Here is a 17,203-nt window from a genome sequence, read left to right on the forward strand (position 1 = left end):
ACGTCAAACAAGGGCCAATAGTCTATGGTGGCCAACTCTTTGCCCGTCACACCATCGAAACAAGTGAGCCACTCTTGGCCGCCGTTGGTGACGACTCCGGCTGCGTTGATGCTTGAAAGTGAGTGGTTGGCTGTAGCAGCAGGGCCGGTATGGAGGTAATTTCCTGTTGCATCTTGGCTGCCCTGCGCCGTCTTCACGATGATTTCTCCCTTGCCATCTCCATCGAAATCGTAGCAAAGGAAGGTGAACCTGCAGCCGGCCAGCACGTTAGGTCCGAAGTTGATGCGCCACATCTGCGTGCCGTCGAGCTTATAGCAGTCGAGTATGGCAGGTGCCGTGGCCTTCAAATCAGCCCCCGAATTCGACGGAGCCCATTTCAAAATGATCTCTTGTTCGCCGTCACCGTCCATGTCGTAGGCCGAACAATCGTTTGGTGTGTACGTAATCGTCGAGCCGTCACTCCATATCACGTCGGCAGGATGGTTCAGCTTGATATTATGATAGAACGCAGGATCACAGCTGACACCGCCTTGTGAATCGATGAGCTTCGATTGTTTGTCAAGCACCTCGAGCCTGAAAGTTGCGTTTTTGTAGGAAAGTGGAAGGCTCACATTGGTTCGGTCTTTGAGTGTGGCCACGAGTTTTTCGTCGGCATACAGCTTGTAAGTGGTTTTAAAAACGTCGTCGGTCTTACGCATTCGCCAACTGACGAAAACCTTTTTCTGCTTTCCTTCACTGAGCGAGGCCCATAAACCGCGCGATTTGTTTTGTGCCTGAAGGCCTGAACTGCAGGCCAGCAGCGCGACAACGAGGCATAGAAGTTTTTTCATTGCGTAAAGGTGTAGATTCATGTTATAGGATATTTGTTCGTGAAAAGCTATAGTTGTAGGGGACGGATATAGGAGTTGGTGAATTCCCACCGCGGTGAAAAATATTTTTCACCGCGGTGGGAAATATTTCCCAACACGATGGCACTAATTTCCCACCGCGGTGGGAATTCGCTCATCCTAAGAGGCGTGGGACACAAGTGACGTTTCTGTGCCCCTCAACTCCCTTTTACCAGCCCGGATTCTGCAAGAGGTTACCGTTCTTCATGCGCTCGGTCTGGGGAATGGGAAAGAGATACATCCGGTCATCCCACTGGCGTTCCACCTTTCGGCGCGTGTAACTGATGTTCCCATCGCTGTCTTTGGCGAGCTTCATTTCATAGATTTCCTTGAAATAACGGTCGGCCTCTTTCCAACGACGCACGTCCCAGAAGCGATGCCCCTCGAATGCCAGCTCAACAAAACGCTCGTTACACAGCCGTGTCCAGAAGTCTCCGCTACTGCTGAGGTCGGGCATGCCCACACGTCGGCGGGTCTTGTTGGCTGCCTCGCGGGCCGACATGGGGAATTCGGCTGTCGTGGCGTCGGCACTTCCCAGATATTTGAACACGGCCTCGGCATAGTTGAGATAAAACTCACCCATACGGAACGTGAGCCACGTGTGGAACGACTCTTTCACCTTACCGTTTCCGGCCAGCGAAATGGCTCCGTTGCAGAACTTCTTCAAGTAATATCCCGTGGGCGTTGCACCTGTAAGCGGTTCTCCGTTTACTCCGCCTTGGAACGTTTCAAGCGGTGTGGCTCCGGAATACGTGGGCCATTGATCACCATTGACAGCCACGGTTGCCGTTAGGCGTGGGTCGCGGTCTTTATAAGGATGGGCAGCATCGTAGCCCGAACCGGTCTCGTTGATGGACAGGCCTGTGGTCTTCATATCGTAAGCATCTACAAGGTTCTGGGTGGGACAGTTACCACCGCTTCCTCCTTCAATACCTACGGGATAGTTGTTGGACTCAACAAGATTGTCGCCGGTGGGGTTCTTGAAGTAACGTCGGCCGAAGATGATTTCCTTGGCAATGGTGGGCGTGTTGAAACTCTTGGCTGCCCAGAGGTCATTGTAATGTGCCGTGAGTCCCTTGCCGCGTGCTTCGGCGGCGTCGAGCAGCTCTTTGGTGTAGCGTGCAGCGTCGTGATAGCGCTCACGATCGTTCGACGCGTTGAAGAGCGGACTTGCCCAATAGAGGGCCGCACGTGCTTTCAAGGCCAGAACGGCAAGGCGGTCGGCACGTCCCGACTCTTCGGTTCCCGTAGAGAATTGACCGAGATTGCTGTAGTCGGCAACGATTTTGTCTTGAATGTCGTTGCATTCTTTGATGATGAAATCAAAGACTTCGTCGGAAGAGTTGCGGCTCAACGTATTGACAACCTTGGCCGGAAGCTCGCTTGTCACAAGGGGTACGCCACCATATTGGCGCACTAAGGCAAAATAGAAATAGGCTCTCATGAAGCGGCATTCATACTTGTAATTCTCATAACGGTGCATCTGAGCACCGTAATCGGCGTTGAGTTTCAACTCTTCAAAGTCGAGTCCCTGCATTTGTCCAAGCACGTGGTTGCATGTTTTGATGCCCGCATACATGCTGTTCCACACACTTCCTTTGGCATTCGTGGCGCTCCATGCGCCGTTGTAGAAGTCTTCAATGCTGTTGCCCAGCTTGCTGTAGACGCTCTCATCAGTAGCCGAAGCCTGCATGGCACCGCCCGAATAGTTTCCAAAGTCGTAGTCGACCGTGTTGTAGATGTCGGTCATGAAGCCACCAACGTTTTGGAAGTTCTTCGTGATATAGTCTTTACCGTAGATGTTGTACTCGTTATAGTTCATCTTGTCGTTGCATGAAGCCAACGCTAATACGACCAAAGCACCTTGAAATAATTTATTGATTTTCATAGTTCTTTCTTGTTTTGATTAGAAAATAACGCTCAAACCCACAGCAATACTCTTGTTGGGTGGCATGACTCCATAGGCCTCGGGATCGCTCTTTTCGAGATGACTGAAGCATAACAAGTCTACTCCGCGTATATAAAGCTTTGCACCATTGACAACCTTCGTCTTCGCGAGAAGCGATTGGGGAAGATTGTAGTAAACCTCGATGTTACGCAGCTTCAAGAAAGAGCGGTCTGCCAACCATAAGGTAGAAGTTTGATAGTTGTTAGCATTGCTTTGACTGCTTAAACGTGGGAACTTTGCTGTTGCAGCTGTGGCTTCTGTCCAGCGATTATCATACGCATACTGTGATATGGTCGTGTTCCCCACGAGCGGCCAGTACATGCTCTTGGTATTAAGGATAGCACTGTAATTGCCCGTTCCTTGAAACAAAGCATAAAAGCCCAAGCCTTTCCACTCGGCTCCAAGGTGGAAATTATAATAGATTTCGGGTGCCGTGGTACTGTGTCCGATAGCAACTTTGTCATTGGAGTCGATGACATTATCACCATTCACGTCACGGTATTTGACATCACCCGGCTTCACTATGGAGAATGTCTGCACAGGACTTGCTGCGATGTCAGCCTCGTCTTTGAAGAATCCTATTGCCTCAAGTCCATAAATCTGTGTATAGGGATTTCCTGTCTGTATGAGATTCTTATACAAGCGAGGCTCTTCGAGCATGTCTTTGATTTTGTTTTTGGTAAACATGAAGTTGCCACCTGCATTGAAAATTACATGTCCTAACCGTTTATTATAGTCAAGGCCCAGTTCCAAACCATGACTGTCAACGACACCGGCGTTCTCATAAGGGGCATCCATACCGAGAACTGCCGAATATTTGCCTGCCGACGAAACCCAAATGGAAGTGCGATGCTGTTTCCATAGGTCAATCGTGACGTCAAGGTCACCCAAAAGTTTAGCATCTATACCAATATTGTACTTATAGGCCCTCTCATGGCTCGGATTAGCCGTGGCCATACGACCGAGATAAGTGCGACCGAACTCGGAATTCCAACCGCTATCGAAAGGATAAGTAACGCCACTGGTGGCATACTGTTGTGCATAGTAGGTCCATTCATTGTCGCCCGGCAGATAGTCGGCATTAATAATACCAGCCGAAGCACGCAGTTTCAGAAAGTTCAACCAGCCAATATGCTGCATGAAATGTTCCTTAGAGATGACCCACGCCGCTGAAAGCGTAGGCGAAAAAGCCCATTTTGTTCCGGGCGCCAATCGACTGCTGCCACTCTCCACAAGTGCAAGGTCGGCAAAATAGCGGTTGTTATAACCATAATGCGTCCACCATGTGACGTCCTGTCTATACAGCGTGTTGTTGAGTCCCTCAGGATCTTCATATTCATAGTCCCACTTCAATTGCGAGAATAAGCTGTGAAGTCCAAATGTTTGTTGGTAGTCAAAGCCTCCATCAAAGTGTAATCGACGGGAATATGCATTCACAGCAGCTCCTTCTCCCATGGGGCTATCGGTTCCATAAGTGGCTTTCTTCACCGTAGGTTCGGTATCACTATCGGCCCATGAAGGTGCATTTACACTGTAAACGTACGTTTTGCTATGGTTTTCGTAGACGTTGGAAGTATTATCATAACCTACACGAGCCACAGCAGAAAGTCCTTTGAGCCAAGAAGAAAGATTCTGTTTGACCGTCACATCAAAGAACAGTGAGCGTGAATGATTCTTATAGTAGGCTGCTCCAATGCTTTGTGCCACAGGATTGATGGTTCCTGACCAAGTATCGCTGCCGGCCCATACGCCGTGTTCGTCTTTTATCGGGAATGCAGCCGCTGGCAATGAATAAACCATGGACCATAAATCGGCCTGTTTTCCAGGCTGTGATGTTTCTTGTAGTATGCCGAGTAAGTTGACACGTATGTCTGTGGTAGGTGTCAGATTGATATCAAGATTCATACGCAGATTTCCTTTCACATATTTATCTTGCGTCGAGTAGCCGTCGTTCTCATGGGGATTCTTTATGTATCCTTTGTCTGAGATAAGGTCAAGCATCGTGTAATAGCGAAAACTCTTTCCTCCACCACAGAATACCAAGTTATACTTATTCGTCATGGATTGATTACGAAATGTCTCATCTACCCAGTTTATGTTAGGATAAAGATAGGGCAGCGTCCCAGTGCGCAAAACTTCAAGTTCCTTATTGTTATAGCGCGGCGTAAGACCATCATTCTGGCGAGCCTCATTAATAGCTCTACCATAGGTATAGGCATCAACAAACCGGGGCTTCTTTACCAAAGAATTGAAAAGATGGTCATAAGTAAATTTGATAGTGCGCGAATTGTATTTGCCTCGTTTTGTTGTAATAAGGATTGCGCCATTTGTTCCCTTGTAACCGTAGAGTGCAACAGCGGCAGCATCTTTAAGGACACTGACGCTTTCGACTTCTTCGGCAGTGATAGAAGTGATGTCACGTTCGATTCCATCGACAAGTATGAGAGGTGCATTCATCCTATTCAATGTTTGAAGCCCACGCACGTAGAATGTTGGATTCTGCAAAGCAACCCGGCTATTGTTTTGCAAAGAAACCAGACCGTTTCCTTGTCCAAGAATACTGTTTCCGATATTTTTGGCACTGCGGTGATCGAAATCTTGTGATGTTATCACAGAGACTGCTGCTGTCGATTCTTCACGTGTCAGTTCTTTATCGGCCCCCACATCAATTGTTTGTCCGAAGAATTTATCTTTCTCCTCTACTTTGTTCCCTTGTGCTGCAGCCGGAAACGTGAGCCCGACCAGTAAGGAAAACACAATTATCTGTATTTTGTTCATAATCATCTATTTTTCTTTTTGATTAGCTTACTAAGATTACCAACCTGCATTTTGCACCAATCCGTACTTCTTATTAATTTCAGAAATAGGGAATGGCTGTAGGTACCATTTCGGATCAAATCCATTACTCCACCAGTAGCGAGCACCGGTTGTAATTTGGAAACGCTCAAAATCAAAATAAGATGGTTCGTAGAAGTTTGGATCGGTCTCTCTAAGTTTCTTGTTAAACGATTTATTATACCATTGACTCTCTTCACGTTTCCAATTCCTTCCGTCTCGTACAAGGCGATAGATACGAAGTCCGTGGAGTGGACGCTCGAACAAATCGGCACGTTTATAACGAATCATATCAAAATAACGTTCATTCTGAAAGGCAAGGTCGCAAGCACGCTCACGCATGATTTCCGCAAGCAGGTTTTCCTTGTTGGTAAGAAGCTGTTTGTCAGGATTACATTCAACAAGCCCTTTCAGTCCGACACGAGCACGCACGGCATCAACCAATTTGATAGCTTCCGTATGATTACCGTCGGCTTGCAACAAGGCCTCTGCATAAAGTAGGTAGATATCACTCAACATAATGGCATTCCATTGTGGATATTTACGACGGAAGCACTCACCTACAATATATTTCAGCATGCGATAGCCTGTACCGTATTTACCCGAATTGGTTTTTGAGGCCTGTCCAACCTGTGTCCCGCCTACCCACATTTCCCAATTCGCTCCATAGGCTTTACCATCTCCCCAATTAAGACTTTGGCGATCTCCATTCACCATAACAGTTTCGTAAAGGCGTGGGTCTCTGGTATAGGTAATATTTTGCAATAGTTGCTGACCTCTAACTGTATCACCGTCAATAAACATCTTACTGAGTTTATGCTCACGTTTTGTCTTTTCCCAATCGAAAGGCCTCCCATCAGCCCAAGGGAACATTTCTACATATTCCTGTGTCGGACAATAGGAGTAACGGTCATTTCCACCGCTGCCATTGGCACTATTCCCCCAACCCAAAAAGTACCAGAGATAGTCATTATAATGAGCCTTATTACTGACACGGATACTATGCAGTATCTCTGGGCTATTCTCTTGAATATAGCCACTACGAAAAGCGTAGCGATAATCTTCCTGAGTAGTTCCCAATGGCTGTACCAAATGGTAATGCCCATTGGAATTCATTTGAGCAAAAAAGTCCGCACAAGCATTCTTAAGTTTCTGCCACAATTCGGGTTTATAGCCGCCATACCAAGCACAGTCATCTTTATCGGTAGTATATTTGCCAGCAAAATAAGACTTCGAATCATTAAAAAGTGGGGAAGCAGCAAAGGCAAGTATCTTACATTTCAAGGCCATCGCACCAGCCTTCGTCCAGTGCCCGGTTTCGGCAGCGGCCTCTGAACCGGTATACGCCCACGGCAGATGATTGCTATTAATGACCGCATCTAAAAGATTGGTCATATAGTTTACTGTCGCCTCTACACTTTGACGGGGCAAATCGTAGCTGCTTTCAGATCCGGTGTAGGAGTTATACACAAGGGGTAAACCTCCATACCAACGAAAGGTTATGAAATAGGTGTAAGCCAGTAGACAGCGTGCTTCGTCCTTGATACGAGCCTTTTCATCATTTTCCATACCCGGCACCTTGTCTATATTCTCGATGATTACCCAACAGTGGCGTACATTTTCCCAAATAAACTCATTGGTGAAAGGATAGATATTACCGTTTTTCCTACCATCTATTTCTGATGTCAGAGAACCATTATAATATTTACTGAATACAATAGTATTATTGAAAAGCAGCTGAAAATCATCACCAAGTGCATCGGGCATACCTTTCCAATAATTAAGACATTGCGGAGCATTGTTGGTAGAAAGTGTCGGAAGGTTATAGTACATCTTCGAATAAATACCCGCTAAGAACTGGCGTGTATATTCTGGATTGCTGAAAACGGTATCAGCAGTAACAGTCCCGCCGGGTGCCTTCTCTAAAAAAGCATCACCAAACTTTACGGTATCGGTGCAGGAAACCAATCCTAAAAGGATTAGGGCCACACCCAAGATATGTTTAAGTTTCAAAATCATAGTGCATTAAAAATTAAGTTTCAAGCTTATGGTATAGGTTTTCTGAAGAGGATAAGAGGGAGATACACTCGCACGAGTTTCGGGATCGCCCCAAATATAAGGAGTGAATGTAAGCAGATTGTAGCCGCTCAATGCCATCTGTGCACGAGTCACCCCCAACTTTTTGAGGAAAGTGAAGTGCATATTATAGGCTATCATCAATGTCTTCAGTCGGAGATACTTGGCATCTTTCTCATAAAGGCTGCAGTCTTGATAGTTATTTACATCACCATGACTCCATGAAGCGCGAGGGTACTCATAGTTCTGGCCCGGATTTTCAGGATTCCATGTGTTGTCAAGGTGATATTTCAGTAGGCCACCACGATCTTTTGTCGTGCGGTCGATGAATGGATAGCGGAACACATCGCTGATAATACGAGAAACATTCCATGCACCTGTCCACTGCGAACTGAACTCAATATCCTTGTAGGAGAATCCAAAACTTAAACCAGCCATGTATTCCGGGTCATCGGTATATCCGAGTTCACGGGTTTTATCATTTCCGTCAATAACACCATTACGGTCGAGATCCACAAAAACAGCGTCACCATCTTTCAAGTCTACAAGTTGTTTTGGGAAAGGTGTCCCGAATGTTTCTTCATATAGACGTGGAGTGTCGGCATCATAAAAGCGGAAGAACTTATACATGTAGCGGGCACCAATGCGATGGTTCTTTTCATACTGATACATATTATTAAAAGGAGCCTCTTTCTTTTCAATGATTTTATTCTTGTTGTTCGAAAGGTTCAACGTAGCCCAGTAGCGGAAATTTTTATTTATTTTATCATTCCATTTCAATGACACTTCCCACCCCCAGCTGTCAACGATGCCAAGGTTTGAATAAGGCATATTGAAGCCTACCAAATCAGGAGCGGTAAAGTCACTTAGCAAAATGTCGGTACGATGTTCTTTATAGTAATCGAAAGAAGCACGAAGGCGGTCGTTCAAGAAATTGATATCAACACCATAGTCTTGCTTAAAAGCCTTTTCCCATGTTACATCTGGATTATTCTTGCTCTTTTCATAGGCTCCACTGTAAAGTTTTGAATTCTCAATACCATAGTTATAGGCCCAACCCGAACGAGCTGCCATAGTCCCGTTATTAACGATATAAGGGTCAGAAAGGTACATAAAACGGCTACCACCAATCTTATCATTGCCAACTAAACCCCATGATGCACGAAGTTTTAAGAATGAGACAACACGCCTTAAAGGTTTGAAAAACGCTTCATCGCTGGCAACCCAACCTACCGAACCTGCAGGAAAGATGCCAAAACGACGGTCGGGATGGAAATTCTCCGAACCATTGTAGCCGATATTGAACTCAGCCATGTAGCGATTATTCCAATCGTAGGTTGTACGACCTACCAATCCGACATATCCGCGCGGAATATCTGAATAGCTACCTGGATAATAGGTCTTGCTTTGGTTATAGAGAAAAAGCCCACTGACCGTGTGCAAACCGAAACTACGATTGTAATTCAGAGAGGTCTCAAAATACCAATCACGAGCTTTACCTGTAGATTCTTCATACGAGGGAGGGGTGTTTTCACCAGCCTTTCGGTAAGCTATCGAACCATTGTCTTGAATAACAGGAAAGTAAGTGGCACGACCGACCGTGGCTCCTTTGGTAACGGCGAACAAACTGTTATAAGAACCTTTTACTTTGAAAAGTAATCCCTTGGTTAAGAAACTAAGTTTCTGCTGTAAAAGAAGGTCCATCTGCAGTTTGTTGTCGTTATAATGATAAAAACCACCCCAACCGGCATTGTTGTAATAAGTCATAGCATTACCACCTACAAATGGAAGGGTGATACCGTCTGTGTAGTCTGTTGTTGTAATGACCTGACGACCACCTATGATACCCGGACTTGAGAACGGAGTAGACTGTGTCATTTCCATAATCATGCCCGAGGCTCCCATACTGGTATGAGGCTTCTGGGAATTACTCACGTTGCCAGCCACATTAAATGACAGTGTGGTCGTCGGAGTGACATCTAAGTCAAGATTCGTTCGATAATTGAAACGGTCATAACGATAGTCATAATGAAAATCATCGATAAACTCCTTGAAAAGACCGCCTTGAGTCATGAAACCAGCAGAAATGAAGAAACGCATTGATTTTGTTCCACCACTGATATTAATATTGTGCTTTGTCTGCATGGTGGATTTTTTCATAATATAGTCGCTCCAACGCATGTTGGGAAAGCGGATAGGATCGCTGCCGTCTTTGAATTTCTCGAGAAGTACATCTGAGAACATCGGTGTGAAAGGTTCACCCGATGAAAAATCAAAGTCATTTCGTTGCATCTGATTAAAGAACTTACCATACTCATAAGAGTTTGCTTGTTCAAGCATTTTGGTTGGCTGCAAAATGGAGAACGATGACGAGAGATCAATTCTTGTGTTACCTTCCTGTCCGCGTTTTGTCGTTATCAATACGACACCGTTAGCACCACGAACACCGAATACTGCTGTTGCAGAAGCATCTTTCAGTACTGTAATACTTTCTATATCTTCAGGGTCAATATCACCCATTGAACGTTCAACACCATCAACCTGAATAAGTGGTGCTGAATCAGCCCATGTTCCTTGACCTCGGACAAACACTGTAGCTGCATCTGAGCCAGGCTCGCCTGAATACTGTACTGTTGTGACACCTGAAAGCTGACCTGCAAGAATATTGTTCACGGATGAAACAGGAGTTCTTACAAGATCCTCTCCCTTAACAGATGAAAGCGCACCAGTGACAGTAACTTTTTTCTGTACACCGTAGGCTACGACTTCCACAGCCTTTAGATTCACAGCACCGTCAGACTTCATTACTACTTTCATTCCATTTTTGGCCTCGATGATTTCATCTTTCAAGCCGATGAAAGTAATTTTCAACTTTGTTCCAGGCTTTACATTAATTACAAATGTACCATTGAAATCAGAGACGGTACCTTGTGTCTTTCCGCCATTTACAACAAGAACCGTTGCCCCAATAATGGGTTCGCCATCCTCATCAACAATGGTTCCACGAATACTGAAGGTTTGCTGTAGACTACCTACAGCAGCTTTCGCTTGCAACATACTCAACGGACTGAAAGTTAAGGCCGAACATGCCACAGCTATTGGCAGTAATGTTCCTTTTATGAGCTTCCTATTATTCATATGATATTAAAGGTTAATTGATTTGCAATTCTTGATATTTGAGTTTCAAGATTTATCAAGGTGATTTGTTTGTAGTTGTTTTCTGTTCATTTTATTCTTGTTTAGGTTGTTAGCTACAAAATTAACGGAGACAACATATTAATGTATGAGATAAATGTACGGATTTAGGTAAAATCATACGATTTACTCTCTTATTTGAGATATTTTGCAAGACTACAGCTTTCCGCTCTCAAGCCTTTTGCTATGTTCTTTGCATTCAGATAGGCACCTTTCATGCTACTATGAGTATGGTCGTGTTTGAAATACTCTGAAGATTTTTCCTTACTTCCGCAATGTTTATCAAGCCAGTCAGCTGTGATATTATGCAGATCAACAAAGTCAACACCCGTTTCTTTGACAATATCACGATACCATTTTCCATAAGTATCATTTCGCCGTTCTATCTTATGGTTAACCCACTCGTTTCGTGGGGTTAACGATATGAGAATTGGTATTGCTCCCTTCTCTCTCACATCATCAATAAACTTCTTAAGATACCAGCCAAAGCTGTAAACTAATTCATACTTACCATCGTTTTCGTTTCGATATACATGGCAGGTATCTGCCGATGAGGCTATAACCCCACGTGCTTTTTCCTTATTGATACTACCAATGTCATTGTGTCCAAATTGAATTAAAACGAAATCGCCCGGCTGTAAGGAATTATAGACTCTCTCCCAACGCCCTTCGTTTAAATAGGTTCGCGTGGAGCGTCCTGCTTGAGCAGCATTATACCATTGTATTTTCCTTTTATCAAAGATCATATTGGCAAAAGCACCCCACCCCCACATGCCTTCTTTGTTCTTATCTTCATTCTTTACCGTAGAGTCACCGGTAATCCAAACCATAGGTTTGCCAGCTTCACGCTTTACTTGATATATAGGTAAAGCCAAGGGTAACATCATTTGTTGGAGAGGAATTAACATGGGATTTGGACTACAAGCAATCCCCTCTGCTGCACAACGAGCATTCATCTTGGCACCGAAGGCACTGGTATGGATATGGTCGCCATAGAAGTGATATTTCTCTTTCCATTTGCTGTAACCGTCAAGTTTTGCACCTGAAAGTTCATTCAAATCAATGAACGGTACACCCTCTTCGGCCGCCACTTGCATAAGCCAGCGACTGTGTTCTTTTATAACAATCTTTCCGGTTTTGTCATCGTAGGCGTCACGGGGAGTAAGCGACATCAATACAGCTTGTCCACCTCGGGCACGTGTCTCGCGAATATATCTGCGCATGTATTCCCCATACGTGTATACGGTTTCTTTTTCGCCTGTTTCCTTAATGGTTACGTTTAGAGAATCTTTTCCAACACCGGGAATACTCGCACGCGCCCTGCCTCTGTCATAAGGACCATTGTCATTATGCCCAATAGAAATAATTACCCAATCACCAGGCCGGATAGCATCCCGAACTGGAGCCCATAGTTTCGTATAGAAGGTCCGACTTGACATTCCGCCAAGTGCTTGATTTTCCACGCTGATTTTATTCTCATCAAAATACTTCTGGAAATAGTATCCCCACCCCCATTGCCCGTTATTGCCATTGCCAAGGGTTCCATTGCGCATGGTAGAATTGCCTACAAGGAATAAAACGGGCTTCTTCTCTTTGCGACTTGACCCGGGGACGGGGCGTGCGGTCATGGCTATTGTCAAACTATCGTAAGTGTTGTCTACAACCTTATTGACATCTCTGAGCGGTTCTGCTATCTGGGCCTCTATATTTAAGGATACAAGAACCCACAGCATTGCTGATAATATTAATTTTAGTTTCATGTTTTTATACGAATAACAATTTCTACAAGGTGTTTTATAAATGGAACAATTCGATAAGCGAAACACTCACCGGCGAGTAATCTTTATTTGTAACCATAATGTCGGCCATCATATTCCACCATTTCCGAGTGATGGCATCGACTGTGGCTTGAGAATTTGTGTCTTTGGAACACTCCTGATAAGCAAAGAGCACATTGGTCTCCTTATCCCAAAAAATACTGTAATTACTTATTCCCTGATGCTCTACCAATTGCTTTTCCAGTTCCGGCCAAATGGCAGCATGTCGTTTGGCATACTCATTTTCACATCCCGGTTTTAGATACATTTTAAAGGCAAATCTTTTCATTGATAGTAATGTTTTTGGTATTTCTTTTGCAAAGATAGTACATTGTGAGGCATTATAAGTTTTGATTTTTGTCCTATCACATGGAAATTTGTACGAAACCAACGAAATTTGTACATGCCGAACAATATCACCAATAACTACAAACTTTATTTTTTATTTTTGCATCAACATGGAACTGCATTCCATAAAGAAAATAAAAAGTTATATGAAAACACTATTTGCCTTTCTCGCGTTTATCATTTTACATGTTTCCCTGCATGCCCAATGTCATTATGCTTCAAATCTTCAAACCGATGCTATTCGCTCACGTGCCTTAGTGGCCTTTCCGCTTTCCGACTCAACAGTTGCCGTCAGTTGGCGAATGTTGACAACCGATAAAAAAGACAAGAGCTTTCTTATATATCGTAATAATCATCTCATTACACCACAACCGCTGACCAATGGAGGCTGTTACTTTGTTGACCACTACAAGGCTAACAAACACACAACCTATATTTTAAAAGATATTCAAGGCAATATGTTGGGATCGTTCAACATGAAAGCCCATGCACCGCAAGGCTACTTATCAATACCGTTGTCGGCACCTGCACCCGGAGTGTCCCCCGACGGGCGGTCTTACACCTATTCGGCTAACGATGCCTCTATCGGTGACTTGGATGGAGACGGGCAATATGAAATTATCTTGAAGTGGGAACCAAGCAACGCACACGATAATTCACATTATGGTTATACCGGCCCCACTTATTTAGATGCTCTGAAACTTGATGGAACCCGACTCTGGCGTATCAATCTTGGGACGAACATACGATCTGGTGCACACTATACGCAGTTCATGGTCTACGACTTCGATAATGACGGTAAAGCCGAACTGATGTGTAAGACCGCAGACGGAACAATAGATGGAACGGGTGGCGTGATAGGCGATGCAAATAAAAACCGACTGTGTTATCAAGATGGACGCCCGGCTGACCGACCGCTCTCAGGCCCTGAATATCTGACGGTGTTTGAGGGGACAACCGGCAAGGCTTTGAAAACGGTGGATTATGTACCTGCTCGTGGCAACATTAAAGATTGGGGCGACGCCTATGGTAATCGCTGCGATCGCTTTCTTGCTGGTGTCGGCTATTTCGATGGCAAACACCCTTCGGCACTCTTTTGCCGTGGATATTATACACGCACGGTTCTTGCTGCATGGGGTTGGGACGGAAAAGAACTCACAAGTCGATGGGTATTCGACACCAACATGCCCGGTTATGAAGACTATATGGGACAGGGAAACCATAATCTCCGTATTGCAGATGTTGATGGAGACGGAAAAGATGAGGTTATATATGGGGCCATGACAATAGATGATAACGGAAAGCCACTCTATAATACCTACTTCGGCCACGGAGATGCCCTACATCTGGTTCCGGAGCCGCATACGAACAGACTTTTTGTCTGGGATTGTCATGAAAACCGTGTCGATGGCGTAGAATTGCATGATGCTGCGACAGGAAAAGTGGTCTTCCAAAATAAAAGTAAAATGGATGTAGGCCGTTGTTTGGCAGCAAATATTGACCCGTTAAATCCTGGATTTGAGCTTTGGAGCAGTGCTGACAGAAACATCTATGTCACCGATGGACGTAAAGTGGGGCGGTTCGACCGCCGAAACTGGTCGATCAATTTCTCCATCTATTGGGATGGAGACAGTTTACAAGAGTTGCTTGATCATGAAACGGTCTACAAATATGATTGGAACAAGAAGCAACTCTTTACTCTTACCTATTTTGAAGGGTGCGCATTCAATAATTGGTCGAAATCGAATCCCTGCCTTTCCGCGGATTTCCTTGGCGATTGGCGTGAGGAAGTCATAACCCGTACAAAAGACAATACAGAGCTGCGTATCTATCTTACGCCTTATCCTACAGAGATTCGAAACCCCGGTTTAATGCTCGATATCCCCTATCGCCTGAGTGTTGCCACACAAAATGTAGCTTATAATCAACCTTCGGAACTGGGCTACTATTTCCCTTATGAATGGAAGTAGAAAAATTGAACTTTGTTTCAGTCGCTCTATCTCGCCTATAGGGACGCACGGGCCGTACATCCCTACAGGCTTCTTGGCATAATTTGGTTGAAACAAACGGCATACAAACCGTGCAGAATAAAGAAATATACATCATTAAAAGATGCTTCACCACATGGATAGAATGTGCAATATTTCATTTTTTTAAGCGCTTTGCCTGCCATCAGTCAGTTGACCAACCGACACGTCGTGTAATCTCAGCCATATTGCGCTCCAAGATAATTCTTAAAATACAACTTGGTGAAAATAAAGAAGTTACCTTATTGGTAAAACGAAATAGGTAACGATTTGGAAACGAGCGAAATGCTTTTTGTCGCTGTTTACTGCTAAAGAAAGAACGCTTGTTATTCTGTCTGCAAAGATAATACTTTGTTACCGAATAACAAGCGTTCTTAATGAGATATTCTTCTTTCTGCACTTTTGTAATGCTGTTTGTAGTTGAAATAGGATTATATTCCTCTTCCTCGCTTCTTCTTTCTGTTGGCTTGATTTCTGAGTCTGCGCTGCCATGCTGCTTCGGCATAGTCATCTCCATGTGCGGATGGTGTAATCAAACCGCCCAATCCTTCCACTACTTCATCGACTGCGCTAATGGCTGCATCTGCCATTGTACTGATAGCCTGTGCAATCTGTGGAGTTTCTTCTGATGCTTGTGGTATGTATGAACGGCTTTTAGGTACAAGCTGGTAGCCTGTATCAGGTTGTTCTTTCTTTTCTATTGGCTCTTGTATCGTTTGGCGTGGCTTCTTCTGTTCTTCCTTGTTGGTTCCTTCAAAGTTCTTCTGCAAGGAGCGGTAGCCAAATTCCCTGCCGATTTCGGAAGCCTTGAAAGATTGTCCTGCGTATGAGATCTTCAAGCCATATACCTTGCCCTGCTTGTTCTTCATACACTCTATGGAAATGCCGTTCTTGTGAAGTTCGTAGAGAAACATAGAGTGTCCCGTGATGCCTGTACCTTTGTATTTGTCAAGCAAGGCATAGCAGATTTGCTGTACCTGCTGTTTTGTTTGCTCTCTCGTGGGATTAGCCTTTGTCTTTTGGTGTTTCCTTTCTGCCTTGACCTCTTTTGCAATGGTCAAGCCTTTCTCCCTGCTGATTTCCTCTGCCACTCTTGCAGCCCTGTTGCTCACAAAAGTGGTATCATAGACCTCTCCATATAGGCTGATGCGGTTGGCAATGATATGAATGTGTCTGTTGTCGGTGTCCTTGTGCGTTACTGCCACCCATTGGTGGTTGTCAAGTCCCATTCGCTTGGCAAACAGATGGGCTATCCACATCAGTTCGGACACAGGCAGTTTTTTCTCGTCCTGCGGTGCGATGCCTATTTCAATGCGTAGGAACTTGTTCCTGCAACGGCTGTTATAGTCGCTAACCACTTTCATTTCCTCATAGATAGTCTTTGGCTCCCTGCTGCAAAGATTGTGGAAGGCAAGCCGATAACCAAGCTTGCCCTCTCTGAAGATATAGTCCAAAGCCGTGCTGACGTGCGCTATCGCCTTACATTTTCCTATCATTTCTTGTTAGATTTAAGACCTTATATACCTCATCATTCACACGAAAATGCGAGTCGTAAAATCGCTTAAATGCTTCTTTGGCACATAGCGATAGATTCTTTGTGATGAGTACCCACCTTTCGTCCTTGACCTTGATGAGGTTGGAAACCTGCCCATAGAACTTTCCTGTCTGCTGGAGAATGGCAATGGCTTCCCTTTCATTGTCGGTCATCTTGGGAACGGCAATAACTTCTCCGTTAAGGAGAATCTCACGGCAGTAGTCTGAGAACTTCCGCCCTGCACTTTCCGCTTTTGACTTGATACGCTGCTTCTCTTCTAAGGTGCATCTTACCTTGATGAACTCTGTTTTGTTCATTCGCTGTTCTTCCTTATCCTGTTGCTGCCATCGGGCAGCTTTTCTCTTGTATCTGCTCATATAAGTTTCCTTGAAAGTTTATCATTGTAGATGATTCATTGTTTCTTAATTCCTGAATACTGACCGATGAGAACGGAGTGATTACGGTCTTATCTCCCCGACAATCGAACGAGGGGAGCAAGAGCAGTTTGTGGGTACAAACTGACGTCTTGCAATGTC

Annotated in this window: 11 protein-coding genes; 1 reads left to right on the forward strand and 10 read right to left on the reverse strand. The window is 44.7% G+C overall.

All coding sequences use genetic code 11. The features are described from left to right. The 7 genes from H164_RS0113410 to rhaM form a co-directional block, all read right to left on the reverse strand. The coding region (locus tag H164_RS0113410) for a rhamnogalacturonan lyase family protein (protein WP_036888028.1) at positions 1–830 on the reverse strand (830 nt) is incomplete at its 3' end. 226 nt (positions 831–1,056) lie between these two features. Next, positions 1,057–2,775, reverse strand: a complete 1,719-nt coding sequence (locus H164_RS0113415) for a RagB/SusD family nutrient uptake outer membrane protein (RefSeq protein WP_019969101.1) — start codon at positions 2,773–2,775, stop codon at positions 1,057–1,059. 18 nt (positions 2,776–2,793) lie between these two features. Then, the gene (locus H164_RS0113420) at positions 2,794–5,613 is read right to left on the reverse strand and encodes a SusC/RagA family TonB-linked outer membrane protein (RefSeq protein ID WP_025830365.1); all 2,820 of its coding nucleotides are present in this window, start codon (positions 5,611–5,613) and stop codon (positions 2,794–2,796) included. Between the two features lie 36 nt (positions 5,614–5,649). After that, on the reverse strand, positions 5,650–7,689 hold the full coding sequence (locus H164_RS0113425) for a RagB/SusD family nutrient uptake outer membrane protein (RefSeq protein WP_019969103.1): 2,040 nt from the start codon (positions 7,687–7,689) through the stop codon (positions 5,650–5,652). 6 nt (positions 7,690–7,695) lie between these two features. Then, a complete protein-coding gene (locus H164_RS0113430) occupies positions 7,696–10,884 on the reverse strand; it encodes a SusC/RagA family TonB-linked outer membrane protein (protein WP_019969104.1) in 3,189 nt (1,062 codons plus the stop codon). A gap of 191 nt (positions 10,885–11,075) precedes the next feature. Then, the gene (locus H164_RS0113435) at positions 11,076–12,701 is read right to left on the reverse strand and encodes a rhamnogalacturonan acetylesterase (protein WP_019969105.1); all 1,626 of its coding nucleotides are present in this window, start codon (positions 12,699–12,701) and stop codon (positions 11,076–11,078) included. Between the two features lie 34 nt (positions 12,702–12,735). Then, positions 12,736–13,047 carry an L-rhamnose mutarotase gene (gene rhaM / locus H164_RS0113440; protein WP_019969106.1) on the reverse strand — a complete coding sequence of 104 codons (312 nt, stop codon included), beginning with the start codon at positions 13,045–13,047 and terminating at the stop codon, positions 12,736–12,738. A 205-nt stretch (positions 13,048–13,252) separates the two neighbouring features. On the opposite strand from rhaM, the gene H164_RS0113445 reads away from it, so the two are divergent. Beyond that, the gene (locus tag H164_RS0113445; RefSeq protein ID WP_025830366.1) at positions 13,253–15,076 is read left to right on the forward strand and encodes a rhamnogalacturonan lyase; all 1,824 of its coding nucleotides are present in this window, start codon (positions 13,253–13,255) and stop codon (positions 15,074–15,076) included. Positions 15,077–15,564: 488 nt separating this feature from the next. On the opposite strand, the gene H164_RS0113450 is transcribed toward H164_RS0113445, so the two are convergent. From H164_RS0113450 to H164_RS15810, 3 genes are all read right to left on the reverse strand, one after another. After that, complete coding sequence (locus H164_RS0113450) at positions 15,565–16,629, reverse strand: relaxase/mobilization nuclease domain-containing protein (RefSeq protein ID WP_019969108.1); 1,065 nt, start codon at positions 16,627–16,629, stop codon at positions 15,565–15,567. After that, positions 16,613–17,044 carry a plasmid mobilization protein gene (locus H164_RS0113455; RefSeq protein ID WP_019967069.1) on the reverse strand — a complete coding sequence of 144 codons (432 nt, stop codon included), beginning with the start codon at positions 17,042–17,044 and terminating at the stop codon, positions 16,613–16,615. Before H164_RS0113455 ends, H164_RS0113450 begins: the two co-directional genes overlap by 17 nt. Further along, positions 16,998–17,203: hypothetical protein (locus H164_RS15810; RefSeq protein ID WP_211214766.1), on the reverse strand; the 206-nt coding region annotated here is incomplete at its 5' end. The genes H164_RS0113455 and H164_RS15810, both read right to left, overlap by 47 nt.

It is taken from the genome of Segatella maculosa DSM 19339 = JCM 15638, assembly GCF_000382385.1.
Classification (GTDB): Bacteria; Bacteroidota; Bacteroidia; order Bacteroidales; family Bacteroidaceae; genus Prevotella; species Prevotella maculosa.